This is a genomic window from Microbacterium algihabitans (genome assembly GCF_032464975.1).
Classification (GTDB): Bacteria; Actinomycetota; Actinomycetes; order Actinomycetales; family Microbacteriaceae; genus Microbacterium; species Microbacterium algihabitans.
Window position 1 is genome coordinate 182,044 of the sequence record NZ_JAWDIU010000004.1, and the last position, 26,053, is coordinate 208,096.

Sequence of the window (26,053 nt, forward strand, 5' to 3'; positions counted from 1 at the left end):
CGGGCGTTTCCACGTGCGGGATGTCGCGACCATCCTGGCCCTGCGGCCCCGGTTCGGGGCGGGATTCGCCGTTCGGGGCGTGAATTCTCCGCCCCGAACGACAGAATCCGCCCCGAACCGCTGATGGCGGCGTCGTCAGCCGACGCGGCGCAGCGCCAGTGCTGCCCACGAGATGGGCGGGAGCGTGACGTGCAGGATGCCGTCGGCGAGGCGCGTCTCGAGCGTCGACGGTCCCACCCGCTCGGGGTCGTCGAGCGTGTTGCGGGCGTAGGGGTCGTCGTCGTGCAGCACATGGGCCTCCGTGACCTCGACGTCGCCCAGGCCGCTGACGTCGATCGCGAGCTCGACCGCCTCACCGCGACCGCGATGCACGAGGAAGATCGCGCTCGCGCCCGTCTCGGCGTCATGCGTGGCCACGGCATCCACCGCCGACACCGTGCCGTGCTTCACCGTGTCGATCGTGGGCGCCTCGACCCGCAGACGCACCGCGTCGCCTTGCGCGAGGCGCGACGTGATCGCGAAGGGGAAGAACGTCGTCTGCCGCCACGCGGGCCCGCCCGGTTCGGTCATGATCGGCGCGATCACGTTGACCAGCTGGGCGAGAGAGGCGGATGCCACGCGGTCGGCGTGCGTGAGCAGCGAGATCATGAGGCTGCCGAACACGACGGCGTCCACCGCCGAGTACACGTCTTCGAGCAGACGCGGGGCGACCGGCCAGTTGTCGATCCCGGAGAGCTGATCGACGTCGTGGAAGCGGGTCTGGTACCAGATGTTCCACTCGTCGAACGAGATGTCGATCTTCTTGTCGCTCCCGCGCACGGCTCCGACGTGGTCGGCCGTTGCGACCACCGCCTCGATGAAGCGGTCCATGTCGACGGCCGAGGCGAGGAACGAGTCGATGTCGCCGTCGTGCTCCTGGTAGTACGCGTGGCACGAGATCATGTCGACGTCGTCGTAGGTGTGGGTGAGCACCTCGCGCTCCCACTCGCCGAACGTGGGCATCGCGGCGCCCGACGACCCGCACACGACGAGTTCGATCGAGGGGTCCATCTGCCGCATGCCCTTGGCGGTCTGAGCCGCGAGCTTGCCGTAGTCGTCCGCGGAGCGGTGGCCGAGCTGCCACGGTCCGTCCATCTCGTTGCCGAGGCACCAGACACGCACGTCGAACGGCTCGGTGCGGCCGTTGTCGATGCGCTGCTGCGACAACGCGGTGCCGCCGGGAACGTTGCTGTACTCGAGCAGGTCGAGCGCCTCGAGAACGCCGCGGGTGCCGAGATTGACGGCCAGCATGAGCTCACTGCCCGCCTTGTCGAGCCAGTCGGCGAACTCGTGCAGGCCCACCTCGTTCGTCTCCGTCGAGTGCCACGCGAGGTCGAGACGGCGGGGGCGCTGCTCGCGCGGACCGACGCTGTCCTCCCAGCGGAAGCCCGAGACGAAGTTGCCGCCGGGGTAGCGGATCATCGAGACGCCGAGCTCGCGCACCAGCTCGAGCACGTCGCGGCGGAAGCCCTGCTCGTCGGCCTCGGCATGGCCGGGTTCGTAGATGCCGTCGTAGACGTGGCGGCCGAGGTGCTCGACGAACCCGCCGAACAGACGGCGGCGCACGGCCCCGATCGGGAAGCGGGGGTCGACGGTGAGTCGGGCGGTGGTCATCGTGCTCCTCGGGATGCGTGTGCGGCGAATCGGTCGGCGACGGGGTTACGGCGGCGCGCGAGCCCGTCAGGGGTCTCCACGAGGTCGTGCAGACCCATGGTGAGAAGGTGGGCGGATCGCGGCAGGTCGCTGTGCCGGTAGGTCCACTCGTACATGTCGAACAGGGGCCACCACGTATACCCGACGACGTCGACGCCGTCGGAGCGAAGGCCCTCCACGGCCGCGACCGAGGCATCGAGCCAGTCCAGCCGCGTCCCGACATCGTCAGTCACGCAGGTTTCGGCGAGCATCACCGGAGCCCCGTAGCGCGCGGCGTACGTGCGCAGCATCTCGGTGAGGCCGCCCACACCGTCGTCGCGCGTCGGTCGTGGATCGGCGAAGCCGCCCACGTGGTGCACGCCGGCCTCGAACAGCTCCGTGGAGTGCCGTGGGTAGTAGTTCACCCCCATGACGTCGGGCTGCACGGCGTTCTCGGCGAACCAGGCGAGGGTCTCATCGGCCATGCCGTTGTCGCGGAGGACGGGCAGCAGCGGGTGGTCCTGGCCGACGCGACCGGTGACCAGGTCTTCGACGAGGAAGGCCTGGTGCGCGTACCGGTGAGCGGTGTCGCGGTGCTCGGGCGCATCGATGTCTCCCGCGTACCGCATCGATGCATCGACGTGCACGAAGGTCGCAGCCTCGCCGAGCACCCCCGCGACGGCCTCCTGGGTGAGCACGAAGCCGCGTGCGATCGCCGTAGAGACCTCGACCAGACCCTCTATGCCGGCGCGGTACGGCGGCCAGTAGGCGTATTCGCCGCTGAACAGGGCGTGCAGCATCGGCTCGTTGACCGGGGTGTAGTCGGTGGCGAGATCGCGGTAACGCTCAGCCGCGCGGTGGGCGTACTCGGCGACGAACCGCGGGTAGTCGGGGTGGGTGAACTCTCCCTCGACCCAGGTCGGAGTCCCGTAGTGCAGCAGGTCGACGATGGGGCGGAGTCCCCGTTCGGCGAAGCCGTCGAGCACCCGATCGGTCCACGACCAGTCCCACCGGCCAGGCTCGGGGGAAACTACGTGCCAGGGGATCCCCCAGCGGAGGAACTCGGCGTCCACCGAGACCGCCAGATCGAGGTCGTCGCTCCACCGGTCGTAGTGCTCGGTGAGGGCGTACTCGTCGATCGCGCGCTCCCCGGGCCGCTCCTGCGGCACGAAGGTGTTCTCGATCCCCGCCCCGAAGTGCAGGCGTCCATCGCGGTACCAGGGGGTGCTCGGCATCCGTCGCTCTCTCATTTCAGTCCCGACGTTCCGACGCTCTCGACGAAACGCCTCTGGATCATCAGGAACAGGATGGCCAGTGGCAGCAGCGCGATGAGCGAGCCGGCCATCATCACGCCCTGGGGGATGATGCCGCCCGGGCCCGTCAGCAGTGTCAACCCCGAGGTGACCGTCCCCATCTCGGCGTCGGTGGTGAACACCAGCGGCCAGAGCAGGTCGTTCCAGTTGTTGACGAAGGTGAAGATGCCCAGGGTCAGCAACGCCGGAACGGCGTTGGGCAACACGATGCTGCCGAAGATGCGCAGTTCGCCGGCGCCGTCGATGCGTGCGGCGTTGTCGAGATCGCGCGGCAGCGACAGGAAGAACTGACGCAGGAAGAAGATGCCGAAGGCGTCGGCTGCGCGCGGCGCGATGAGTCCCGCGTAGGAGTTGACCCACCCGAGATCGGACACGAGCTGGTAGATCGGGATGAGCGTCGCCTGGAACGGGATCATGAGGCTCGCGATGATCGCGATGAGCAAGATCTTGTTGCCGCGGAAGTCGAGCCGCGCCAGCGCATAGGCGGCGAGCGAGTCGAACACCAGCGCGAAGGCGGTGACCCCGCCGGCGAAGACGAAGCTGTTCGCGATGAGCCGCGCGAACGGCAGCTCGGTGAAGATGCGCGTGAAGTTGTCGAGCGTCCAGGCTCCCGGCACCAACGTCGGCGGGTAGGCGTTCACCTCCGCCACGGGCTTGAAGGCCGTGAACACGATGATCAGGATTGGCAGCATCAAGGCCAGCGTCGACGCGGCCACCACCACCAGCAGCAGCGCGGAGACCAGGCGGCGGCGACGTCGCTGCGGCGAGACGCGGCGGGAGGGGGCTTCGGATGCCGTGACGGCGGGCGAGGCGGCGAGGGCGGTCATGCGGCGTCCTTCTCTCGACGCGAGAAGAAGAGGAACTGGGTGAGGCTCAGCACCAGGGTGATGAGCAGGAGCACGTACGACAGTGCGGAGGCGAAACCGAGCTCGAGCTTGCGGAAGCCCGACTGGTAGATCTCCATGACGATCGTCTGCGTGCTGCCGTAGGGGCCGCCGCCGGTCATCACGTAGATCTGGTCGAAGGCCTGCAAAGCAGCGATGAGCGCGACGATGACGACGAAGCCCATGGTGTTGCCGAGCATCGGGAAGGTGATGCTGCGGAAGCGCTGCCCCGCGCTCGCTCCGTCGACGCGGGCGGCCTCGTAGAGGCTCGTCGGGATGTCTTGCAGACCGGCGAGGAAGATCACCATGTAGAAGCCGAAGCTCTTCCACACCGCCACCAGCACGACGGCCGGCATGGCGAGGGTCGGGTCTTGCAGCACATTGCCGAGTTGGATGCCGAGACCTCGGAGCCAGTAGTTCAGCAGTCCGATCTGGGGGTCGAGCAGGTACGACCACGCGAAGGCGGCCACCGCGAGAGAGACGATGAACGGGGTGAAGAGCGCAGTACGGAAGACGCCCCGCAGCGGCAGCAGAGGGTTGTTCAGCAGGAGCGCGAAGCCCAGGGCGAGGGCGATCGCGATCGGGGTGAACAGCAGCGCGTACAGCGCGGTGTTACCCATCGCTCGCAGGATGTCCTCGTCGGTGAACACGCGAACGTAGTTCTCGAAACCGACGAACTTCTCGCGGCCGAAGCCGCTGGCATCCGTGAACGACAGTCGCAGCGCCGAGATCATGGGCCACGCGACGAAGACCGTGAGGATGACGATCGCGGGGGTCAGGAAGGCGACGACGGTGAGACGCCGGCGGGGGCTATGCCGGAGGGGTCCGCGACCGCCGATCGGGGCTGGCGGCCGGTAGGCCCCGCGCCGACGGGGCGGCGCGCTCGGGGCGTGAGTGGTCATGGTCGTCCTGTTCGAGAAGCGGAGGTGAGGACACGGAAGGGGCGACGCGGGCACCCCTCCCGTGCGTTGATCACTCGATGGCCTGCTGGATCTTCGTCTGCGCCGTCGAGAGAAGCTCGTCCACGTTCCCGCCGGCGACGGCCTTCTGGGTGAGCTCGTCGATGTCGGAGATGACGTCGGTGCTGTTGACCACGCCCGGCAGCAGCGCGCGACCCGTCGGCGCGATCTCGCTGAGGGCGGCCACGACGGGGTTGGACGAGACGTCGCTGAGCGGGATGTCGGTGCGCAGCGGGGGCCACCCCGACGCCAGCGACCACTTCGTCGCCACGTCCTTCTGGAAGAAGTAGGAGAAGAACGCCTCGGCTCCCGCGCGTTGAGCGTCGTCGGCCGACTCGGTGACACCCATCGCGACACCGATCGCCGAGGCAGCCTGCTCGGCGGGACCGGCCGGGATCGCGGCGATGCCGTAGTCGATGTTGTTGTCCTTGGCGATCGAGGCCATCCAGGGACCGCCCACGTGCATGGCGGCCTTGCCCGAGCTGAACAACTGGTCGGCGGCGATTCCATCGAGGCCGGTGGGAGAGATTTTGTCCTTCGTGATCGCGTCGGTCCAGTACTGGATGGTCTTGGCGTTCTCGGGCGAGTCGATCACGGCCTTGTCACCGTCGACGATCTGCCCCCCACCGCTGAGCAGAAGGCTCTGCCACAGGCCGTTCGCCACGGTCGCGTGGTCGGGGATCGCGACGCCGTACTGCTCGGGCGTGCCGTCGCCGTTCTCGTCGACCGTGAGCTTCTTCGCGTCGGCGACCCAGGCGTCCCACGTCGTGGGGGCCTCCGTGATCCCGGCGGCGGAGAAGAGCGATTTGTTGTAGAACATGGCCAGCGGAACGAAACCGGTGGGAACGCCATACGGGGTCCCACCGACCTTCACCATGTCGACCGCCTGCGGAACGAGGTCGGCGGTGTTGCTATCGGACGAGGCGTAGAAGTCGCTCAGGTCGGCGAATGCGCCGCGGTCGGCGTAGACGGGCATGCGCTCGGCGGGCATGGCGACGATCTGCGGGCCTTCCTTGGAGCTCAGCGCGGGCAGCAGGGTGTCGTCGATGACCGCCCAGGTCTTGGTCTCGGTGGTGATCTTGTACTTCTGCTGCGAGGCGTTGAAGTCGGCGACGATCTGGTCGAGGACCTTGCCGTCGGCTTCGGTGTAGCCGTGCCAGAACGTGATTTCAGCGGGGCCGTCGGAGGCGGGGGCGGACGAGCCTGAGCAACCTGCCAGCAGGAGTGCGACGGCCCCCGCCGTCGCAAGGGCGGGGAGTGCGCGCTTCATCATCTTCGATGCCTTTCATGTGACTGCGTCGTCGTTTCGGCTCGGGTGCCGAGGCTGGTGCGAAACAAATTTACAACGATGGAGGTAAACGTTGTAAATGGATGATCGCCCGACCGTCGGGCGATGTCAAGCGCGAGTTCTCAGCGCGACGTCGATTCCCTCTCGACCAGCCGGAACTCAGCCAGGATCTCCCGCGGCGCATCACCGTCGTCGCCGACGATGCGGTCCACGAGCAGATCGACCGCGACCCGCGCGATCTCGGAACGGCCGGGATCGATCGTCGTCAGAGCCGGCAGCGAGTACCGCGTCTCGTCCAGATCGTCGAAGCCGATCAGGGCGACGTCGTCGGGGATCGTCACTCCGCGCTCGAGCATCACGCGCATCGCCCCCAAGGCGATCGAGTCGTTGAAAGCCACGACCCCGTCGAAGGCGAGCCCGGCGTCGAGCACGGCGCGCATGGCCTCGGCGCCGTCGATGCGGTGCCACCGGTCCACGGGCACGACGAGTGCGGGATCGACGGTCAATCCCGCGGCCTCGATCGCCGCCTCGTATCCGCGCAGACGTAGGCCGGCCGAGCCGACGACCTCGCCCGGGTGCGAGCCCAGGGCCACGATGCGGCTCCGGCCGCCCCGCAGCAGGTGCGCGGTCGCCGCCTGCGCCGCCTCGGTGTTGCGCATCGTCACGTGATCGTGGGCGGAGTGGAAGATGCGCTCCCCCAGCAACACCATGGGCATGCCGACCTCATCGAGCAGCTCCGCGTCGTCTTCACCGAGCGACAGCACCGAGTACAGCACGCCATCGAGTCCCCGGCGGCGCGCGCCCCGCAGTGCGGCGAGCTCGCTTTCGCGATCGGCGTCGAATTGCTCGATGAGCACCGAGAAACCGCGCGCTCGCGCCGCCCGCATCACGTCGTCGGCCAGCTCGGCGAAGTAGGGATTGCGCAGGTCGGGGACGATGAGCCCGATCATGTCGGCACGACCCGAGCGCAGACTACGCGCCGCCTGATTGGGGCGGTATTGCAGCTGATCGATGGCCGCTTCCACCCGCTCGCGTGTGGTCACGCGCACGTGCGGATAGTTGTTGATCACGTTCGACACCGTCTTGATCGACACACCGGCCGCGCGGGCCACGTCGTGCAGCGTCGCAGTCATGGCATCCCCCTTGCTCTGGTCGAGACTCTACAACGTTGCACAAGCGAGCCTTGACGGCGAAGCTCTCCGCCATTTACGGTCGTGCCGTCTCTACAACGTTGTAGTAGCGCGGTCGAGACTCCATCCGCACCGAGCGGGTCGCTGCGCCGACGCGGGCGCGCACCGGCAGCCGCTTCCACCCAGAGGAGCACGAAACATGCCACATCCTTCTTCCCCCGCGCGACGACGATGCGTCTTCTCGCCGCAGCGCTGACCGTCGCGGTCCTCGCCGTCGGCGGGATCGCCGCCGCAGGCCCGGCCGCGGCGGTGACGACCGGCAACGGCTCGGTCGTTTACTCACCCCCTGCGGGTTCGTCCTTCAACCCGGAGGGCGGCACCCCCGCCGGCACGACCTACGCGAAAATCGTCGTCCTGAAAAACAACGGGGCGAACAACGGCACGCAACTCGTCACCTTCGACAAGCTCGTCCTTCAGAACGGGCGACAGGTCTATCCGATCTATCGCAGCACCGACGACGGATCGTCGTGGACGAAGATCGCCGATGTCGACCCGAGCAGCACCTTTCCCGGATACACGCGCACCGCGCAACCGTTCCTCTACGAGCTCCCCCAGGCATCCGGCCCGCTCCCCGCGGGAACGCTCCTTCTGACCGGCATGATCATGCCAGAAGACCGCTCGAGCAGCCGACTGGTCGTCTACAAGAGCGCGGATCGAGGCGCCACCTGGTCGTTCCTGAGCACGATCGATTCCGGCGGCCCCGCCGTGTACGACCCCAGCCCTTCCTCGACGACGACCACCGTTTGGGAGCCCTCCTTCGCGATCGACGGCGGCGGCGGTCTCGTCGCGTACTACTCCGACGAGCGACAGAAGGCGTCCGGTGTCCTCCAGGCTGTGTCCTATCGTCGTTCCACTGACGGCGGCCAGACGTGGGGTGCGCTGTCCAACGTGTCGGCACCGCCGAACCACAGTGACCGCCCCGGAATGATCACCGTCACCAAGCTCCCCGACGGGCGCTACCTCGCCACTTTCGAGGTCGTGAACCGCCCGAGCCAGTCGCAGAACACTGCACCGGTCTACTTCAAGACCTCCGCAGATGGGCTCAACTGGGGCGACACGACCAGCATCGGTGCGCCGATCCGGCTCGCCGACGGCCGCGGCATCGGCTCGTCGCCATATGTGAAGTGGGTGCCGGGCGGAGGCCCGAAGGGCATGGTCATCGTGGCCTCCAAGTGGTCGCTGACCTCGTCGGGCGCCATCGACGGCGGTCAGAACCTTTACGTCAATTACAACCTCGGCGCTGGAGCCTGGGAGCGCCTCCCCATGCCCGTCACGTACGACGCGAGCGACACGCAGGGGGGCAATTTCAGCGGCTTCGCCCAGGGCCTCGACGTCGGCACCGACGGACGCACGCTCTACCAGGCGACCAACGTCGAGAACACCGCAACCGGGCTCAATGACATCCGCGTCGGATCGATCCCGGTCGATGCCCAGCAGTACGAGGCCGAGAAGGCGACGATCACGGACGCGACGATCGTGACGCACGTGCAGGCGTCGAATGGTCGCAAGGTCGGCAACATCAACAACGCGGGGAGCTCGGTGCAGTTCACCGTCCGCGTCCCCGCTGCGGGTTCGTACACGCTGAACGTCCGGTACGACAACGGCAGCGGCAGCACGTCCACCCATGGCGTCAGCGTCAACGGCGGGACCAGTTCGTCGATCTCGTACCCCGCGACCGTCGACTGGGGCCGCTACGCGTGGGCGCAGAAGACCGTGACCCTCAATGCGGGGGTCAACACCGTCCGGTTCGCCAAGGGCACGGGCTTCGCCGAGATCGACACGCTGCACGTGTGGCGCTCGAGCGCGCTCGACCCGCAGTTCCAGGTCGTGAACCGCAACAGCGGGAAGCTCCTCGAGGTGGCGTCGGCTTCCCTCGCCGATGGCGCGGCCGTGGGCCAGTGGGGTCCGACCGAGAACGCTACGCAACGATGGACACTGCGTCCCAACGGAGTCGCCACGCAGCTCGTGAACGTGAACAGCGGCAAACTGCTCGAGATCCCGGGAGCGGCGACCGGCGACGGCGTCGACGCCGCGCAATGGGGCCCCACCGGCAACGCGACGCAGAACTGGAACGCCTCGACCAGCAACGGCTGGTGGACCTTCGCGAATGCGAACAGCGGAAAGATGCTCGAGATCGATGGCTGTTCCACGGCCGATGGCGCCATCGCCCAGCAATGGACGGCCAACGGTCTCACGTGCCAGCAGTGGCGTCTGGTGCGTGAGGGCATTCAGTAACGGCCCGGGCCCGCTCGGTCTGCGCTGTCGCGCGCCGGGCGGGCCCGAACCCGTCAGATCGAGTGCCCCGGACACCCGGGAAAGACTCGCGCGAAGCCCACGAGAACGAGCGCACCGCAGCACGGCGGGATGCGGGGTGAGGAAGTCGTCGGCCGCTCGAACCGTCGGGTTCGGGAGCCACCGCCTCAGATGGCCTCGGCGCTCCACGGGTCGGGCCGACCGAAGCGGAACGCCCCGATCGACACGGCCTGCTCGCGCAGGAAGGGCAGCAGCTCCAGGCGGCCCGCGGTGGTCACCTCGTCGGTGTACAGGGTCAGCGAGACGTCGGGACCCACCGCCTCGGCGACGGCGGAGCGCACGGCCGCCACCGTCGACGCCGGGCCGACCAGCCGCACGCGTGTCGGGCGCGGCGCGGCCTGGAAGGTCTCGAGAGCCTCGCCCTCCGCGGCATCCGGAACCACACCCGACAGCCGCTGCAGCCATTCCTCGTCGCTCTCGACCGACACGGGTACGCCGCTGTCGCCGAGCAGGTGCCGCACCGCGGCGGGCAGCCCCACCGGGGTGCTGAGGCTGTAGGTCGAGCCCGAGCGCACCGCGGCCACGAGCACGCGCAGCACGGCCTGCCACGCGGCGTCGGCCGTGGCGCGGATCGCGACGTCGGTCGGGCGGTAGCGGCGCAGGTTGCGCTCGACGCCGAGGCGCGAGACGTCGCGCACGCGTCCGTACTCGCGGTCCCAGGCGACGGCGTCGCTCAGCGCTCCGCGGCGCAGCCAGTCGAACGCCTCGTACGACAGCGAGGGCTGCGCGGCTTCGATCAGGCCCGTGATGCGGCTGTCGAGCCCGCGCAGGTGCAGGGTCGACGACGCCGCCCCGCCCGACGAGGGCCGCCACGAGCCGAGGGTCATGAGCCGGTTGGGTCCGCCCGACATCGCGCCGCCGCCGACGGTCGACGCGCCCCAGCCGCCGATCGGCTCGCGCTGCACGACGGCACCGGTCGACGGGCGGTTCACGCGCAGCACGGCCGCCTCGACGGTGCCGAGCCACAGTTCGAGGTCGGCGGTGTCGCGGGTGTGCAGTCCGGCGACGAAGCCCGACCCGATCGCGTTCTGCAGCTCGATCGCGCGGGTGACGGTGGGCGCGTGCAGCACGCCGAGCACCGGGGCGGCCACGGCGGCGCGGGTGAGGTGCGATCCGGCGGTCACGCCCGTGCGCACGCCGGGCGACCAGAAGCGTCCGGCGGTCTCGGGGCCGAGGTCGAGTTCGCGCGGCTCGACGAGCCAGTGCTCGCCGTCGCCGAGCACCGTGAGCGCGCGGCGCACCTCGCCACTCGGCTCCTCGACGAGCGGACCGACGTCCGACAGCGGGTCGTCGGCGGGCCCCACCCGCAGCGACAGCACGGCGTCGCGCAGCTGGTCGGCGAAGCGCGTCGAGCGTGCGACGGCTCCGACGAGGATCACCAGCGAGGTCGCGGTCGCCGCCTGCCCCGCACGGGTGAAGGCGCCCGCGACGATGTCGGCGACGGCCTGGTCGATGTCGGCCGAGGGCGCGACGATCGTGGCGTTGCGGCCGGCGGTCAGCGCCTGCATCGGCAGGTCGGGCCGCCACGTCGCGAAGCGCTCGGCGGTCGTGCGGGCTCCCGCGAGCAGCACCCGGTCGATGCCCGGGTGCACGACGAGCGCCCGGCCCGAGGCGTCTTCGTTCAGGTCGACGAAGGCGAGCAGGTCGCGGGGAACCCCGGCGGCCCACAGGGCTTCGGCCACGACCGCGCCGGCGCGGCGGGCGCGGGGCGACGGCGTCAGCAGCACTCCGGAGCCTGCGACGAGGGCGGCGAGGGTCTCGGCGGCGCAGAGGCCGACCGAGGAGTTCCAGCGCGGAGCCACGACGGTGACGCGGTCGGGCACGAAGACGGCGCCGGGCACCCGGTCGAGTTCTTTCGCCGTCGCCGCGGCGTAGGCGGCGGCGTCGACCGCCTGGCTCACCTCGGCGTCGGCCTCGCCCACGAGGGCACCGCTCTCTGCGGCGAGCACCTCGATCAGTTCTGCTCGGCGCTGTGCCAGCGTGCGCGCGGCCCCGCCGATGACGACGGCGCGCTCCGCGGCGGCGAGCGCACCCCACTGTTCGGCGGCCTCGGCGACCCGGGCGATCACGGCGTCGAGTCCGGCTTCGTCGTCGATGCGGCCGGCGGCGGCGGTGGCGTCTCCGGCGGTGGAGCCGGCGACGCGATCGAGCACCGCGAGCGCCCAGTCGCGATCGGCGGCGACGCCCGGATCGGTGTCGGCGACGTTGCGGAACCCGGGGGCTCCCCCGGCGAGCTCCGCGCTCTCGCGCGCCGAGAACACCGCGGTGTCGACGAAGGCCTGCCCGCCGAAGAGCATCTGCTGCACGTCGGGGCCCAGGGCGGAGGTGTCCCCGGATGCCGCGGCCTCACGGGCGATGCCGAGCACCGCCTGCGTCAGCCCGGCCTCTTCCGCGTCGTCGGCAGCGCGTTCGCGCAGGATCGCCTGCTCCTCCGCGAGGTCGCGCTGCGGCGCTCGGGCGGGCGGGGCCGGATCGGCGGCCGCGGCGAGCGCGCGAAGGGCGCGCGCAGCGACACCCCGCGTCTCGGGCGGGTCGATCTCGTCGACGCCGTCCGCGGCGAGGGAGGCCGCGGGCACCGCCGAGGGAAGGGCGGGCGCGGCGGTGACGGCCTCGACGTGCGCGCGGGCCAGGCGAGCGGCGACGTCGTCGAGGTCGTCGGGGTGGGCCGCGGCGACGGCGACCACGTGCGGGGCGTCGGGAGCCCACGATGCCGCTGCGGGCAGTACCAGAAGGGCGTCCGCTCCGGCCTCGTCGACGAGGGCGAGCGCCAGCGCGGCGCGCTCGGGGTCGACGGTGGCGATCTCGAGCGAGAGCCCCTCGCGGCCTCGGTCGGTCAGGGCTTCCCGCAGGGCGCGCACCAGCTGGGCGTCGACGGCGTCGCGGGCGGTGACGGCCGGGGCGAGCCACCCGTGGCGGGCGGCGTCCACGGCATCCGTCGTCTCGATCACCGCGTCGCTCAGCCGCACGGTGAGCGGCGCTCCCCCGGCGCTGACGCGCACGCGCGCCCAGGCGGCGAGTTCGCCGACGGCCGCGAGGCTCTCGGGCACGGCGATCGGCAGGCGGATGCCCGCGCGCAGGCCGCTCAGGCGCGGCTCCTCGAGCACGCGGGTCAGCACGGCGACGGCGAGGTCGAGGTCGCTCCGCCCCTCGACCACGAGCGTGACGTGCGTGTCGGCGGCGGCGGCATCGAGGAACAAGGGCAGCAGCCGTTCGGCCGCGTGCTCGACGTCGGCGTCGAACGCCCACGGCGACGGGTTCGCCACGGCGTCGGCGACCGACAGCGACACCCGGCTCACGTCGTCGCGCTGCACGAGCGAACGGATGCCGTCGAGCCGGCGCCGCGCGGACTGTTCACCGAGCACGGCGGGCCCGACCAGGCGCACCTCGACCGAGGTTCCGTCGGCGGCGAGACCCGCCAGGCCGGCACCCAGACGCTCGGGGCGCGCGTCGAGGGCGAGGCCGGCGAGCAGGTCGCGCAGCGCACGGCGCGCGAGGGGAACGGCCGGGGCGGGGAGCACGGGGGCCACGGCTCCGCCGAGGTGCACGGCTCCGCGCACGAACCACGGCAGCTCGGCGGGGATGTCGGCGGCGAGCCGGTGCAGAGCGGAGGCGGCGGCCGTCGTGCTCTCGGGACGCAGCACGCCGTCGACCGCAGAGGCGACGAAACGCGCCGTCGCGGGGTCGGTGGCCCCGGCGCGGGGCACGAGGGCGGCTGCGCGTGTCGCGGCCCGCGAGGCGAGGTCGGACGAGAGCGCGGGACCGGTGGCGGGCGGGTCGACGGGGCTCATGATCGACAGCCTAAGCACGCCGCGCGCGCTGGCCCGGCGGCCCGCCGAGCGGCGGCGGAACGACCGTGCAGACGGCATCCGCGTGACGCTCCGCGACCCCGGGCCGCCCGCGATCGGCACGGCTTCGCTACTGTCGTCCCGTCCCCGCACCGACGAAGGATCCGCCATGGCTCACACCCTCACCGACATGCCCCTCGAGCTCCTGCGCGCCTACCGCCCCGAGCTCACCGCGCCCGACGACCTCGACGCGTTCTGGGACGAGACCCTCGCCGAGGCCCGCGCCGCCGCCCGACCGAGCACGCTGGTCGACGTCGACGGCCCGCTGCGCGCGCTGCGGGTGCAGGACCTGACGTTCACGGGCTATGCGGGCAACGAGATCCGCGGCTGGGTCGTGCGCCCGCACGGCGACGAGGTTCTCCCCGCGGTCGTGGAGTTCATCGGCTACGGCGGGGGCCGCGGCCTGCCCGGCGAGAAGACCGCCTGGGCCGCCGCCGGCTACGTGCACGTGATCATGGACACCCGCGGGCAGGGCTCGACGTGGAGCGTGGGCGAGACCCCCGACCCGCACGGATCGGCCGCCGCCTTCCCGGGCGTCATGACCCGCGGCATCCGCGACCCGCACGACTACTACTACCGCCGGCTATACACCGACGCGGTGCGCCTGGTCGACGAGGTGCGCACGTTCGCCGGGGTCGATCCCACGCGCATCGCCGTCACCGGCGGCAGCCAGGGCGGCGGGCTCGCGATCGCCGCCGCAGCGCTGGCCGGCGACGCGGTGGCGGCCGTCATGCCCGACGTGCCGTTCCTGTCGGACTTCCCGAGCGCCATCCAGCGCACGCCGTCGGCACCGTTCACCGAGATCACGCGCTACCTGTCCGTGCACCGCGACGCCGCGGCCGACGTGCTGCGCACGCTGTCGTACGTCGACGGCGCGATCCTCGCCCGGCGCATCACCGCGCCCGCGCTGTTCTCGGTCGCCCTCATGGACGACATCGTGCTGCCGTCGGGCGTCTTCGCGGCCTTCCACGCCCTGGCATCCGACGACGCCGCCCTCGAGGAGTACGCCTACAACGGGCACGAGGGTGGCGGCTACCGCCACTGGATGAAGCAGGTGGCCTGGCTCGACGCCCGCTTCGGGCGCTGAGCCGCGGGCTCACTCCCAGACGCTGGGCGCCGGGCGCTTCGTCGACGGCAGGGCGGAGCCCGCGGCCCAGTCGTGCACCCACGACTCGATGTCAGGAAGACCCTCGGGCCGACCCACGGCGGCGAAGAGCTCGTCGTGCGGCACGGTGCCACCGGTTCGGCGCAGGATCCGCGCCCGGATGATCGCGCGGGCGTAGATCTCGCCGCGCACGAGGGCGCGGTGCTCGAGGTACACCGCGCGGTCGTCGTGGCCGATCATGCGCGTCTCGAGGTCGAAGCGCTGACCGAGCTCGAGCGAGCGACGGAAGGTGATCGTCTCAGCGGCGACCACGGCGTACCAGCCCTGCTTCGTCATCGCCTCGACGAGTCCCGATCGCGTCAGCAGGTCCCACCGCCCGAGGTCGAACAGCGACAGGTAGCGCCCGTTGTTCATGTGGCGCAGCAGATCGATGTCGGTGGGCAGCACGCGGATGCGCATGCGCGTCACCGTGCTGGGGTCGATGGGGCCTTCGCGACGGAGGCGACGGCGAGCACGAGCGAGCACCAGCAGGGTGCGCCAGAGGACGTTCACGAGGGGCGAGCGTAGCGATCCGACCACGGATCGACGATTGCCTTGTGCTCAGTCCACAAGTGCCCGGTCCACGCCCCGTACAGATCTCTGCGGTTCCCGCGGCGGGTAGACCCAGGTCACGAGCACGACCGACACGATCATGAGCAGGAACCACGACGAGAGCTTCGATACGTCGACCGGATGCCACTCCCCGACCTGCGACGGGTACAGCCAGGCTCCGGCGTAAGTCGCGATGTTCTCGGCCAGCCAGATGAACACCGCCACCCCCGCGAAGGCCAGGAGGATCGGCATCCGGAACCGCCCGCGGAAGAAGCGGAAATGCATCATCGTGCGACCCCACAACACGACGACGGCGAGGATCAGCACCCAGCGCAGATCGACGATCCAGTGGTGGGTGAAGAAGTTGGCGTAGATCGCCACGGCGACGACCGCCGTGATCCACCTGCGCGGGTAACGCGTGAAGCGGAGGTCGAACAGGCGGTACACGCGCACCATATAGCTGCCGACCGCCGCATACATGAACCCGCTGTACAGCCGCACCCCGCCGAGGCGCAGCACGCCGTCGGCCGCGTACATCCACGACCCGACGTCGGTCTTGAAGAGTTCCATCAGCGTCCCGACGACGTGGAACGTGACGATCACGCGCAGCTCGCGCAGGGTCTCGAGACGTCCGAGCACCATGACGACCTGGATCAGGACGGCCGCGATCGTGAGGGCGTCGTTGCGCGCCAGCGGCGCGTCATCCGGGTACCAGAGCTTCGCCGCGAGCACCACGGCCAGGAACGCGGCGCCGAACACGCACGCCCACGCCTGCTTGAGCACGAAGACGGCGAACTCGACCAGACGCGCTCGGGCACCCAGGGCCGGAGCGGTCGCGAGCAGACGGTTCGCGAGGGCGTCGAGACGCGCCTCGACGGAGGTCAACCGGGGGCGTTCCGACACGGCGGTCATGCTGGCACGCACGTCTGACAAAGTGCCGCTTGTACCGCACGAGACGGGCTCCGGCGGTCGATTTCACCCTGGACGGATGCCGCGCGTAGAGTCGCGCCATGACTGCGGAAATCCGAGCCGACATCGTCGTCCGTCCGGTGCGCGACGTGGATGCCGAGGCCCTGGGCCGCGTGCACGCCACCTGCTGGCACGAGACCTACGACCACCTCATCAGCACCGCCGCCCTCGAGGCCGTGTCGCCTCGTCGCATGGCCGAGCTCTGGACCCACTGGGCCGCTCAGGGCGAGGACTACCGCATGTACGCCGCCCTCGTGAACGGCGAGATCGTCGGGTTCGTCGGCTCCGGCCCCGCACGCGACGACGACGCCCCGCGCGAGCGCGAGCTGTACTTCATCTACCTGCTCGACGCCTACCACGGCACCGGGATCGGCCAGCGCCTGTTCGACGCCGCCGTCGGAGAGGGCGAAGGACTATACCTCTGGGTCGCCGACGACAACCCGCGCGCGCACCGGTTCTACCAGCGCAACGGATTCACGCTCGACGGCGCCTCGCACACCGAGCCGTTCCTCGGTGAGGAGCTCACCGAGGTGCGCTTCGTCCGCTGACGTGCTGCAGATCTGGGCCCTCGACGGCATCCCCGAGATCACCCCGGGCGATGACCTCGTCCAGGCGATCCTCGATGCCGTGGGCGACCCCCTGCGCGACGGCGACATCGTCGTGGTCACCAGCAAGGTCGTGTCGAAGGCCGAGGGGCGCATCATCCGCGCCGACGACCGCGAAGACGCCATCACGCGCGAGACCGTGCGCCTCGTCGCATCCCGCACCTCCCCCACCGGGCACGTGACGCGCATCGTCGAGAATCCGCTCGGCATCGTCTCGGCCGCGGCCGGCGTCGATGCGAGCAACACCCCCGAGGGCACCGTGCTGCTGCTGCCGGTCGACCCCGACGCCTCGGCCCGCGCCCTTGCGACCGGACTGCGCGCCGCGACCGGGGCGCACGTGGGCGTGATCATCACCGACACGCTCGGGCGCGCGTGGCGCGAGGGCCAGACCGATCACGCGATCGGGGCCGGCGGCGTCCACGTGTTCGAAGACCTCCGCGGGACGACGGATGCCGAAGGCCGCCCCCTCGTGGTGACCCTGCCGTGCGTCGCCGACGAGATCGCCGCCGCCACCGACCTGGTCAAGGGCAAGGCCGCGCGGCGCCCCGTCGCGATCGTGCGCGGGCGCGCCGACCTCGTGGGCGACCTCGACCTGCCGGGTGCGCGCTCGATCGTGCGGGATCCGGTGCGCGACATGTTCCGCCAGGGCGCCGACGAAGCGTACGCCGAGGGGTTTGCCGCGGGGCGAGACGCCGCGGGCTGAGCACGACGGGCTGGCGTCGCGGGCTGACGTTTGCGCGTCGGGCTGACGTTGCGCGTCGGGCTGACGTTGCGCGTCGGGCTGGCGTCGCGCGTCGGGCTGCCGGACGCCTCGCCACCGCGGGCGGGGCGGACGGGACCATGTCCCGATATGCGCAGATCGTGTCCCCGTTATGGCTGGCTGGAGCCCTCCGAAGCAGCCAGAAGTGGGACATGCTCCCGCGTCGGGCGGCCAGGGCCGGGAGCTCAGCGGATGCCGCGGGCGCCTCTCCACCGCGGGCGGGGCCGACGGGACCATGTCCCGATATGCGCAGACCGTGTCCCAGTTATGGCTGGGTGGAGCCCTTCGAGGCAGCCAGAAGTGGGACATGCTCCCGCGTCGGGCGGCCGGGGCGCGGAAGCTCAGCGGATGCCGCGAGCCGCAAGGCCCTCGCCGAGGTCATCGGCGTGGCGCAGAGCCGACACCAGCAGCGGCAGCGCACCGCGCCGCAGTGAGGGACGCAGCCCCCGCGCCCGCTGGGCATCGCGCACCTCGGCGGCGAGCCGCGCGATCACGGGGATCGTGGTGATCGTCAGGGTCAGCAGCAGCGCGGCGCGGCCGGGATCGACACCGCACCGCGCGAGAGGAGCGAGTCCCCGCTCGAGGGCGTCGAGCAGCGCCGAGACCGGCGTGCTCACCGGCACGAGATTCACGACCAGCAGCGCTGCCACGACGCGACCGGTGTTCGCCACCGCGGGTTCGAGGCCGAGGAAGATCAGCTGACCGGCGGCGGTGACGACGATGACCCACCGCAGCCCCCACACCGACTCCGCCAAGACGCGCAGGCCCCGCCCGACCCCCATGCCGCTCCCGGCATACAGGACGAGCGGCAGCAACAGCACCATCGCCGTGACCCACGTCGACGGCAGCGCCGCGACCGCCATGGCGACCAGCGCGAGCATCGCGAGCTTCGGACCCGCCGGCATCCGGTGCAGCCATCCCGTCGCGGGGACGTACAGGCTCAGCACGCGAGCGCTTCCTCGTAGGCGTCGACGACGTCGAAGGAGGCACCGGATGCCGCGACCCGGCCGTCCGCGATGAGCACCGCGCTCTCGCAGCGTCGGGCCAGGGCGAGGTCGTGCGTGACCAGTACGAGCGCGTGTCCGGCGTCGGCGAGCAGGTGATCGGCGACGCGGCGCGCGTTGCGCCCGTCGAGCAAGGCCGTCGGCTCGTCGGCGATCACCAGCGCGGGTTCGCGCACGAAGGCACCGCAGAGGGCGAGCAGCTGCTTCTGTCCACCCGACAGATCCTGAGCGGGGCGGTCGCCCAGCCCGTCGAGTCCGAACCGCGCGAGGGCCGCCTCGACGCGGGCGTCACGTTCGCGCCGCGGCAGACGTGCCGCGCGCAACGACAGCGCGACGTCTTCGGCGACGGTGGGCATCATGATCTGGGCGTCGGGATTGCTGAGCACCAGCGCGACCTTCGCGCGGAGCGCGGCGGGATCGCGGTCGGGGTCGCACCCGAGCACGCGCAGGTCTCCCTCCGTGCGCCGCACGAGACCCGCGAGCACCCGGGCGAGCGTCGACTTGCCCGAGCCGTTGTCGCCGATCAGGGCGATCGTGCGCGCCGACAGGTCGAGCGACACGTCACGCAGCACCTCGCGCCCGCCGAGGCGGACGCCCAGCCCCGCGCAGCGGATCACGCTCACGCCGCGACGCCGACCCGACCCCGATCGGGCGCCGCGACCCGCCACGTGCGGCGGAATCCGCGCGGGTAGGCGCGCACGAGTGTCGTCACGACAAGGGTGGCGACGGCGGCCTTGAGCAGGTCGCCCGGCACGAACACGAGGCTCGACAGCGCCGTCTCACCGAGCGGCAGGCGCGTGACGAGACTCTGCACCGGGATGCCGATCGCGTAGATCGCCAGCACGCCCCCGACGATCATGGCCAGCGCCGTGCGCCAGACGACCGGGCGACGAGCGCCCGCGTGCACGACGAGACCGATGACCGCGGCACCCAGGATCCACCCCAGCGCGTAGCCGGCGGTCGGCCCGACGAAAACGCCGAACCCGCCGCGGCCTCCGGCGAGCAACGGCAACCCCACGGCGACGAGCGCCAGCAGCACGGTCACCGAGAGCGCGCCGAGCCACGGCCCGAGCACGGCCCCGGCGAGCATCACGCCCAGGGTCTGCGCCGTGATCGGCACGCCGCCGAACACCGGGAAGCTGCCGGGCAACCCCAGCACGGCGATGAGAGCGGAGAAGACGGCGACGCGGGCGAGGTCGGTGGCGTCGAGGGTGCGAGTCATGAGGAGCCTTCCTGAACAGTGTTCACCTGAACGGCGTTCACTATACTCACACCATGGCTCCCCGAGGACACTCCGCCGACGACGTCGCCCTCACCGCGCTGCGGATCCTCGACGAGCACGGGCTCCCCGACCTGACGATGCGGCGCCTCGCCGCCGCCCTCGAGGTGCAGCCGAGCGCGCTGTACTGGCACTTCCCGAACAAGCAGACACTGCTCGCCGGTCTCTCCGACCGCATCGTCGGGCGCATGGCATCCGGCCCCTCGGTCGACCTCGTGGCGGAAGCCCGCGCCCTGCGCGAGGCCCTCCTGGCGTACCGCGACGGCGCCGAAGTGGTCTCGAGCACCCTGGCGATGGGTCTCGGTTCGACGGTGGCGCACGACCGACTCGCGGCGGCCGTGGTCGCCGACGGGTTCGACGACGAGACCGCCCGCCGGGTCGCCACCACCGTGCTGCACTACGTGCTCGGTTTCGTGTGGCACGAGCAGCAGCGCCTGCAATACGACAGCACAGGAGCTCGCGAGGGCGCCGCGGGCGGACTGGCCGCCGACGACTTCGCCTCGGGGCTCGAGCTCATCGCCGCGGGGTTGCGGGCGCGCGGACGCGTCTGACGTGCCTTCGCTGCGTCGGAGCGGCGGTCTCGACCCGCGCCGGCCTCAGCGCTGCTTGACGTCGCCGAACAACCGCGCGATGGGCACCAGCACCGCCGGCCGCGCCGCCACCCACGCCGCGGCCATCACCACGAGCGAGGCCGCGAAGATCAGCAGACCGGTCGGGTCGCTCGTGTACGCGGCGGGGTCTTCCGAGCCGCGTGCGGCGTACATGTGATTGAGGTTTCGCAGCGCCCCGGTGGCCAGCACGAGGGCGACGTGCACGACGATGAACGCGACGAAGAAGAGCATCGTGGGGAAGTGGACCTTGCGCGCCCACTCGGCCGGATACAGCCTGTCGAGCTTCTCGGCGTTCTTGGGCCACACCCCCGACAGACGCACGCCGCTGATGATCGCGAGGGGCGCGGCGACGAACGTGATGGCGAAGTACGACAGCTGCTGCAGGCTGTTGTAATTCACCCACCCGTTCTCGGTCGGCCAGTCGAGTGAGGCGTATTGCAGGGCAGCCGACAGCGCGTTGGGGAAGACCTCCCACGAGGTCGGCACGATCCGCATCCACTGTCCGGTGACGAATAGCAGCACGACGAAGATCACGCCGTTGGCGATCCACAGGACGTCGAGCGCCTGATGGAACCACAGCGCCAGGCTGATGCGCCGCTTCTTGTTGTTGCGCGGCGACCAGAACGCGGCCGGGCGCTTCTCGCGGCGCACCTGCCAGCCGGTGCGGATGATCAGCAGCAGGAAGAAGCTGTTGAGGAAGTGCGACCAGTTCAGCCAGGCCGGGAGCCCGACCGGCGCCGACTCGGGCAGGTGGTACTCGCCGGGGAACGCCGCGAGGAACTCGCGGCCCGGCCCGATCGCGAGCACGAAGCGCGCGACGAGCACGACGATGCCGACGAGTGCCAGCGCGAAGACGCCGAGCACGGCGGTCGAGCCCAGCAGCTGCACGGGTGAGAAGTCGGCGAGGCGGGTACCTGCTGCTGCCGCACGTGGCGGGGCCGCCGGGGGGCGCTTCTGCGTGAGCGCCGGCGTCGTCGCGCGGTTCCGGGCCGCGGCTCCCGGCCAGACCGTGCGCGGAACGGTGAGGGGCGGGCGCGGGGATGGCGTCGATGGTCGGGCGTCTGCGGCCGGGGCCGGGGTCGCGGACGCCGCCGTCGCGCGAGCGGTCTCGTCGGAACTCGCCGCAGGCACGGCGTCCAGGTCCGCATCGGATCCGCTCACCGTCGCGGTCGCCGGGGTCTCGGCATCCGCACCGGAATCGGATCCGCCCACCGACATCGGACGCTCGGGATCGACCTCTCCGAGCGCGCCGCGATTCTGCGCTTCTCGGGCGGTGTCGGGGTGCTGGATCGAGGGCGGAACGGCGGATGCCGGCGGCCAGGGCTCCCCGCCGGGCTCGCGCGGGAGTCCCCGACGCATGCCGGCCGCTTCCTCGCCCGCGGGGGTCGCGGCATCCGATCCTGGGCCGGAAGCGCTCACCGTCGGGGCCTCGGCGCCGGAACCGCTCGCCGTCGAGGGCGCCGGGTTCCCGGCATCCGCACCCGGGTCGGATCCACCCACCGAGACCGGGCGCGCGGGCTCGGCCAATCCGGTCCCGGGGCGGTTCCCCGGTTCTGCTGCGGCACCAGGACGTCCAGTGGAGGACGGAACGGCGGATGCCGACGGCCACGGCTCCCCGCCGGGCTCGCGCGGCAGTCCGCGACGCACACCGCCCGCCGCGGCCGGCGCGGGAGCGGTCGGTACCTCGGCCTCAGGCGACACGGAAGCGGGCGACGTCTCGGCCTCGGGCGAGGCAGGAGGGGTCGGCGCGGACGCGGGCGCCACAGAGCCGGACGGGTGCACCGGACGCCGATCCCCGGGCGTCTCGGATCCGGATCCGTCGCGCGGGTCCGAATCCGTTGCGGCCAGAGCAGCGTCCGCGCCGTCGGCGTCACCCGCTCCGGGCACGCTCGAGGCCGCGGGCGGCCAGGGCTCCCCGCCGGGGGTGCGCGGCAGCCCGCGTCGCGGGGTGCGGGGTGTGGACGCCATCTACTCTCGGGATTACTTCTTGTGGGCGTTCAGCGCGCTGAGGAGCTGCGGGACGACGGTGAACAGATCTCCGACGATACCGAAGTCGGCGATCTCGAAGATGGGGGCTTCCGGGTTCTTGTCGATCGCGACGATCGTGCGCGCGGTCTGCATGCCCGCGCGGTGCTGGATCGCCCCCGAGATGCCGAGCGCCACGTACAGCCGCGGCGACACCGTCACCCCGGTCTGTCCGACCTGCGCGGCGGCCGGCACGTACCCCGCGTCGACCGCGGCCCGCGAAGCGCCGACCGCCGCACCGAGGGCGTCGGCGAGCTGCTCGACGAGGGCGAAGTCTTCGCGCGAGCCCACTCCGCGACCGCCGGCGACGACCGCCGCGGCCCCGCGCAGTTCGGGACGCGACGAGGCGACAGCGGTCTCGGCGAACCCTTCGACGCGGGCGTGGGGGGTTCCGGATGCCGCGACCTCGAGGCTCTCGACGACGAGCGGTCGCGCATCGAGACGCTCTTCGACGGATCCGGGGCGGAGCGTCGCCGCGAGGGGGCCGAAGGTGGGTGCCCCGTCGACGGTGAAGGCGCCGCCGAACGCCGCGTGATGGGCGACCACGCCGAGGTCGTCGCGGCCGACGCCCACGACGTCTGTCGCGAGGGGCATGCGCAGGCGTGCGGCCAGTCGCGCGAGCGCGTCGCGCGACTCGACCGCGTGCGACGCGAGCACGAGGTCGGGGCTCTCCTTTGCGACCGCCGCGGCGAGCGTGTCGACGACCGGACCGGTCAGGGCATCGGCATCGGTGACGGCCGTGAGCACGCGCGTCGCGCCGAGCTCCGCCGCCTCGGCAGACGCCCGTTCGAGCACATCGGCCGTGGAGGCGATCAGAGCGACGGGGTCTCCGACGGTCGCGGCGGCGGCGAGCAGGCCGGGGGCGGAGGCGGCCAACGCCCCGCCGGGCAGCACCTCGAGCAGCACGAGGGCCGCGGTCATCACGCCACCCCCTCGGCCACGAGGAAGGCTGCGAGCTTCTCGCCCGCATCGCCCTCGTCGACGATCTTCGTGCCGCCCGCGCGCGGTGGCCTCTCGTCGACGGACAGCATGATGTACCGCGCGACGGCGGGATCCTCGACCTCGACGCCGAGTTCGGCGGCATCCACGGTCTCGTACGGCTTCTTCTTGGCCGCCATGATCCCCTTGAAGGTCGTGAACCGCCCCTCGGGCATCGCCTCGGTGATCGACACGACGGCCGGCAGCGCCGCCGAGACACGCATGGTGCCCGCGTCGCTCACGCGGTCGCCGGAGACGGCGTCGTCCGACACCTCGAGGCGCGACAGGGCCGTGAGCTGCGGTACTGCCAGCAGCTCGGCGACCATCGCCGGCAACACGCCCCCTCCCCCGTCGGTCGACAGGTTGCCCGCGATCACCAGGTCGAAACCGGTGCGCCGGATCGCCGCGGCCAGCACCTCGGCGGTGAGCACGAGGTCGGCCCCGCGCAGGGAGTCGTCGACCACGTGCACGGCCGAGGTCGCCCCCATCGCGAGGGCCTTGCGCACGGTCGCCGTGGCCGAGGCGGGCGCCATGGCCACGACGACGACCTCGGTGCCCGCGTGCGCGTCGGCATATGCGAGGGCAGCCTCGACGGCCCGCTCGCCGATCTCGTCGAGCACGGCCGCCGCTCCCGCGCGGTCGGTGAGCCCGGTCTCGAGGTCGAGCCGACGCTCGCCCCAGGTGTCGGGCACTTCTTTGATCAGGACCACGATCTTCATCGACGGGGCTCCTTCGGAGAGAGGGCGGATGCCGCTGCATCGCGGCAGCGTGTGAGTGCGAGGCGCGAACCCCAGGTCCCTGAGCCTGTCGAAGGGAGCGGGACCGGGCGCGAGAGTCCGGACAGGCCCCGCCGCGAAAGCAAGGTCCCTGAGCCTGTCGACGGGACCGGGACCGGGCGCGAGAGTCCGGACAGGCCCCGCCGCGATAGCAAGGTCCCTGAGCCTGTCGACGGGACCGAGACCGGGCGCGAGAGTCCGGATAGGCCCCGCCGCGAAAGCAAGGTCCCTGAGCCTGTCGAAGGGACCAGGGCCGGGCGCGAGAGTCCGGACAGGCCCCGCCGCGAAAGCAAGGTCCCTGAGCCTGTCGAAGGGACCGGGGGCTTCGAGAGGCTCAGCCACCGCTCACGTGAGGTCCCCGACCCGCCCGAGCGGTACCGTGAATCGCGAGGAGGACCGATGACGCGACGACTGCCTGTCGACCCGATCGCCGAGGCGAAGCGCCAGTGGCTCGCGCACGGGTGGGACGACGCCGCCGATGGCATGACCGTGGTGACCTCGGTGATCCGCGCGCACCAGCTGCTGATGGCGGCGATCGACCGCGCGCTCAAGCCCTTCGACCTGTCGTTCTCGCGCTTCGAGATGCTGCGGCTGCTCGCCTTCACGCGCGAGGGGCGGATGCCGATGGCCAGCGCCATCGCGCGCCTGCAGGTGCACCCGACGAGCGTGACCAACACGGTCGAGCGCCTCGCGCGCGACGGGTACGTGACGCGCGAGCCGCATCCGACCGACGGCCGCGCGGCGTTGCTCGCGCTGACCGACGCCGGCCGACGCCGAGTCGACGAAGCCACCGACGCGCTCAACGCCGTGTTCGCCGACCTCGGCCTCGACGACGACGATGCGAGGGCGCTCGTGCGGATCATCGCGCGCTTCCGCAAGGGTGCGGGCGACTTCGCCGACCCCGCCCCGGTGCCCGACCCGCTCTGAGCACTCATCGGTGCGTGAACGACGGCGCGCGCTTCTCGCGGAACGCCGCCATCCCCTCTTTCTGATCGGCCGTGTCGAACAGGGCCGCGAAGGCCTGACGCTCGAACCGCACGCCCTCGGCGAGGGTCGACTCCAGCGCGACGTCGAGGGCCGCCTTCGCCGCGTACAGGGCGGGTAGCGGCTTCTCGGCGATCGTCTGCGCGACCTTCTCGGCCTCGTCGAGCAGCTCGGCCGCGGGCACGATGCGCGAGACGAGTCCCGCGCGCTCGGCCTCGGCGGCGTCGATCATGCGGCCGGTCAGCACGAGCTCGGCCGCCTTGTAATAGCCGAGCGCCCGCACGAGACGCTGCGTGCCGCCCATTCCCGGGATGACGCCCAGCTGCACCTCGGGCTGGCCGAACTTCGCGCGATCCGAGGCCAGGATGACGTCGCACATGAGGGCGAGCTCGCATCCTCCGCCCAGGGCGTAGCCCGACACCGCCGCGATCACGGGGGTGCGCACGGCCGCGAAGCGCGCCCACGCGCCGAAGTGGTCGGTGAGCATCATGTCGAGACCCGACTTCTGCTCCATCTCTTTGATGTCGGCGCCCGCGGCGAAGGCCTTCTCGCTCCCCGTCACAACGATCGCCCCGACACCCTCGTCGACGTCGAAGGCTTCGGCAGCCGCGACGACGTCGAGCATAGACTGCGTGTTCAGCGCGTTCAGCGCCTCGGGCCGGTCGAGGAAGATCCACCCCACGCGGCCTCGCTGCTCGACGCGGATCGTCTCGTATCCGGCATCCGGTTCGGTCATGGTGACTCCCGTCGTCTCGAGTGATGGTCGCAGCGGCTTCTCCCGCCCTCGAATGCTCGCACGCCCCACCGACATCGATCGAGGGTCTTGCCGCACGGCGTCGGCGGCAGCGCTCTTCGCGGCGGCGTCGGCCCGGTTCGGGGCGGATCCTGTCGTTCGGGGCGGGG

At 71.4% G+C, this 26,053-nt stretch carries 22 protein-coding genes; 6 read left to right on the plus strand and 16 right to left on the minus strand.

What is annotated here, in order from left to right:
- Positions 1 to 135: 135 nt before the first annotated feature.
- The 6 genes from arfA to RWH43_RS12570 form a co-directional block, all read right to left on the minus strand.
- Positions 136 to 1,653: an arabinosylfuranosidase ArfA gene (gene arfA / locus RWH43_RS12545; protein WP_316001650.1), complete on the minus strand. Its 1,518-nt coding sequence runs from the start codon at positions 1,651 to 1,653 to the stop codon at positions 136 to 138.
- Entirely contained in the window at positions 1,650 to 2,906 is a 1,257-nt protein-coding gene (locus tag RWH43_RS12550; protein ID WP_144834476.1) for a family 1 glycosylhydrolase, read from the minus strand. The genes arfA and RWH43_RS12550 overlap by 4 nt, the downstream gene beginning before the upstream one ends.
- Positions 2,907 to 2,917: 11 nt before the next feature.
- On the minus strand, positions 2,918 to 3,811 hold the full coding sequence (locus RWH43_RS12555) for a carbohydrate ABC transporter permease (protein ID WP_316001651.1): 894 nt from the start codon (positions 3,809 to 3,811) through the stop codon (positions 2,918 to 2,920).
- Positions 3,808 to 4,770, minus strand: coding sequence for a carbohydrate ABC transporter permease (locus RWH43_RS12560; RefSeq protein WP_154097671.1), 963 nt, complete (start codon positions 4,768 to 4,770; stop codon positions 3,808 to 3,810). The genes RWH43_RS12555 and RWH43_RS12560 overlap by 4 nt, the downstream gene beginning before the upstream one ends.
- A gap of 70 nt (positions 4,771 to 4,840) precedes the next feature.
- Entirely contained in the window at positions 4,841 to 6,100 is a 1,260-nt protein-coding gene (locus tag RWH43_RS12565) for an ABC transporter substrate-binding protein (RefSeq protein ID WP_316001652.1), read from the minus strand.
- A 137-nt stretch (positions 6,101 to 6,237) separates the two neighbouring features.
- Positions 6,238 to 7,248, minus strand: a complete 1,011-nt coding sequence (locus RWH43_RS12570) for a LacI family DNA-binding transcriptional regulator (protein ID WP_154097672.1) — start codon at positions 7,246 to 7,248, stop codon at positions 6,238 to 6,240.
- Positions 7,249 to 7,476: 228 nt separating this feature from the next.
- Between RWH43_RS12570 and RWH43_RS12575 the strand changes: the two genes are divergently transcribed.
- The gene (locus tag RWH43_RS12575) at positions 7,477 to 9,540 is read left to right on the plus strand and encodes an RICIN domain-containing protein (RefSeq protein WP_316001653.1); all 2,064 of its coding nucleotides are present in this window, start codon (positions 7,477 to 7,479) and stop codon (positions 9,538 to 9,540) included.
- Positions 9,541 to 9,725: 185 nt separating this feature from the next.
- Here the strand turns inward: RWH43_RS12575 and RWH43_RS12580 are convergent, their stop codons facing one another.
- On the minus strand, positions 9,726 to 13,406 hold the full coding sequence (locus tag RWH43_RS12580) for a proline dehydrogenase family protein (protein ID WP_316001654.1): 3,681 nt from the start codon (positions 13,404 to 13,406) through the stop codon (positions 9,726 to 9,728).
- 166 nt (positions 13,407 to 13,572) lie between these two features.
- On the opposite strand from RWH43_RS12580, the gene RWH43_RS12585 reads away from it, so the two are divergent.
- Positions 13,573 to 14,550 (plus strand): acetylxylan esterase, encoded by a 978-nt coding sequence (locus RWH43_RS12585; protein WP_144834467.1) that lies wholly within the window; start codon positions 13,573 to 13,575, stop codon positions 14,548 to 14,550.
- Between the two features lie 9 nt (positions 14,551 to 14,559).
- On the opposite strand, the gene RWH43_RS12590 is transcribed toward RWH43_RS12585, so the two are convergent.
- Positions 14,560 to 15,120 carry an acyl-CoA thioesterase gene (locus tag RWH43_RS12590; protein WP_154097675.1) on the minus strand — a complete coding sequence of 187 codons (561 nt, stop codon included), beginning with the start codon at positions 15,118 to 15,120 and terminating at the stop codon, positions 14,560 to 14,562.
- 48 nt (positions 15,121 to 15,168) lie between these two features.
- Positions 15,169 to 16,071 (minus strand): DUF817 domain-containing protein, encoded by a 903-nt coding sequence (locus RWH43_RS12595; RefSeq protein ID WP_251507794.1) that lies wholly within the window; start codon positions 16,069 to 16,071, stop codon positions 15,169 to 15,171.
- Positions 16,072 to 16,169: 98 nt separating this feature from the next.
- Between RWH43_RS12595 and RWH43_RS12600 the strand changes: the two genes are divergently transcribed.
- On the plus strand, positions 16,170 to 16,676 hold the full coding sequence (locus tag RWH43_RS12600) for a GNAT family N-acetyltransferase (RefSeq protein ID WP_144834461.1): 507 nt from the start codon (positions 16,170 to 16,172) through the stop codon (positions 16,674 to 16,676).
- Position 16,677: 1 nt separating this feature from the next.
- Complete coding sequence (cofE, locus tag RWH43_RS12605) at positions 16,678 to 17,436, plus strand: coenzyme F420-0:L-glutamate ligase (protein WP_144834459.1); 759 nt, start codon at positions 16,678 to 16,680, stop codon at positions 17,434 to 17,436.
- A gap of 398 nt (positions 17,437 to 17,834) precedes the next feature.
- Here the strand turns inward: cofE and RWH43_RS12610 are convergent, their stop codons facing one another.
- The 3 genes from RWH43_RS12610 to RWH43_RS12620 are packed head-to-tail and all read right to left on the minus strand — an operon-like array spanning position 17,835 to position 19,719.
- Entirely contained in the window at positions 17,835 to 18,440 is a 606-nt protein-coding gene (locus RWH43_RS12610) for an energy-coupling factor transporter transmembrane component T family protein (RefSeq protein ID WP_154097678.1), read from the minus strand.
- Positions 18,434 to 19,120, minus strand: coding sequence for an energy-coupling factor ABC transporter ATP-binding protein (locus RWH43_RS12615; RefSeq protein ID WP_316001655.1), 687 nt, complete (start codon positions 19,118 to 19,120; stop codon positions 18,434 to 18,436). Before RWH43_RS12615 ends, RWH43_RS12610 begins: the two co-directional genes overlap by 7 nt.
- On the minus strand, positions 19,117 to 19,719 hold the full coding sequence (locus RWH43_RS12620) for a biotin transporter BioY (RefSeq protein ID WP_144834455.1): 603 nt from the start codon (positions 19,717 to 19,719) through the stop codon (positions 19,117 to 19,119). The genes RWH43_RS12615 and RWH43_RS12620 overlap by 4 nt, the downstream gene beginning before the upstream one ends.
- 53 nt (positions 19,720 to 19,772) lie before the next feature.
- Between RWH43_RS12620 and RWH43_RS12625 the strand changes: the two genes are divergently transcribed.
- Complete coding sequence (locus tag RWH43_RS12625) at positions 19,773 to 20,327, plus strand: TetR/AcrR family transcriptional regulator C-terminal domain-containing protein (protein WP_316001656.1); 555 nt, start codon at positions 19,773 to 19,775, stop codon at positions 20,325 to 20,327.
- A 45-nt stretch (positions 20,328 to 20,372) separates the two neighbouring features.
- Here the strand turns inward: RWH43_RS12625 and RWH43_RS12630 are convergent, their stop codons facing one another.
- The 3 genes from RWH43_RS12630 to RWH43_RS12640 form a co-directional block, all read right to left on the minus strand.
- Complete coding sequence (locus RWH43_RS12630; protein ID WP_316001657.1) at positions 20,373 to 21,806, minus strand: cytochrome b/b6 domain-containing protein; 1,434 nt, start codon at positions 21,804 to 21,806, stop codon at positions 20,373 to 20,375.
- Between the two features lie 561 nt (positions 21,807 to 22,367).
- Complete coding sequence (locus RWH43_RS12635) at positions 22,368 to 23,333, minus strand: electron transfer flavoprotein subunit alpha/FixB family protein (protein WP_230705311.1); 966 nt, start codon at positions 23,331 to 23,333, stop codon at positions 22,368 to 22,370.
- Positions 23,333 to 24,109: an electron transfer flavoprotein subunit beta/FixA family protein gene (locus RWH43_RS12640; protein WP_316001658.1), complete on the minus strand. Its 777-nt coding sequence runs from the start codon at positions 24,107 to 24,109 to the stop codon at positions 23,333 to 23,335. The genes RWH43_RS12635 and RWH43_RS12640 overlap by 1 nt, the downstream gene beginning before the upstream one ends.
- Positions 24,110 to 24,565: 456 nt before the next feature.
- On the opposite strand from RWH43_RS12640, the gene RWH43_RS12645 reads away from it, so the two are divergent.
- Positions 24,566 to 25,093: a MarR family winged helix-turn-helix transcriptional regulator gene (locus RWH43_RS12645; protein ID WP_144834444.1), complete on the plus strand. Its 528-nt coding sequence runs from the start codon at positions 24,566 to 24,568 to the stop codon at positions 25,091 to 25,093.
- 4 nt (positions 25,094 to 25,097) lie between these two features.
- Here the strand turns inward: RWH43_RS12645 and RWH43_RS12650 are convergent, their stop codons facing one another.
- Positions 25,098 to 25,886, minus strand: a complete 789-nt coding sequence (locus RWH43_RS12650; RefSeq protein WP_154097682.1) for an enoyl-CoA hydratase-related protein — start codon at positions 25,884 to 25,886, stop codon at positions 25,098 to 25,100.
- Between the last annotated feature and the right edge of the window lie 167 nt (positions 25,887 to 26,053).